We start from the raw sequence: 687 nt of genomic DNA on the forward strand, positions 1-687 counted from the left end.
CAGGGTAGTTCAATGAGCCATAATCCAAGTGATCAGAAGGTTAAGATTGCCGATTTAAACGAGCGCGTTGTTCATGAAATTCTGGAAGTGATAAGTGATGGTATCTGGGATTGGAATGCCAACAATGGATTTGTTTATCGTAATACTGGCTGGTATGAAATGCTGGGCTATCCCGCCGATGCATTTGAAAATACAGTCCATACTTGGGAGAAAATCATCCATCCAGATGATTTTGACCGAGTGATGTTTCAGTTTGATGCCTATATTAATAATCAGGCCGAGAGATACCAGATTGAATACCGTTGCCGGACTCATGATGGCGACTATGTGTGGATTGAAGATCGCGGCAAGGTGATTGAGCGTAATAGTGATGGTTCAGTATCGAGGATGATCGGCGCTCACCGTAATATCCATGACAAAAAGCATCGTCTGGAAAAGTTAGAGTTAAAGAATAAATCTCTGGAAGCGTTAGTCGAAGAGCGAACCGTTGAATTACGCGAAACCAATTTCCGCTTACAACAGCAACTCGATATCAAAAAAAGTCTATCTGAAACAGATGTATTAACCTCTGCGGCCAACCGTTATTTGCTGGAAAAAGTACTCAAGCACGAATATAACCGCGCAAAACGATTTTGCCAGCCGTTGTCATTGCTTTCGTTGGATTTAGATAATTTTAAATCTATTAAT

Annotated in this window: 1 protein-coding gene; it reads left to right on the forward strand. The window is 41.2% G+C overall.

The annotated features are described in order from the left end of the window. Positions 1-12: 12 nt before the first annotated feature. On the forward strand, positions 13-687 hold a 675-nt coding region (locus tag V1952_RS22335), incomplete at its 3' end, for a PAS domain-containing protein (protein ID WP_420075609.1).

It is taken from the genome of Yersinia sp. 2542 StPb PI, from assembly GCF_048593855.1.
GTDB lineage: Bacteria > Pseudomonadota > Gammaproteobacteria > Enterobacterales > Enterobacteriaceae > Yersinia > Yersinia enterocolitica_E.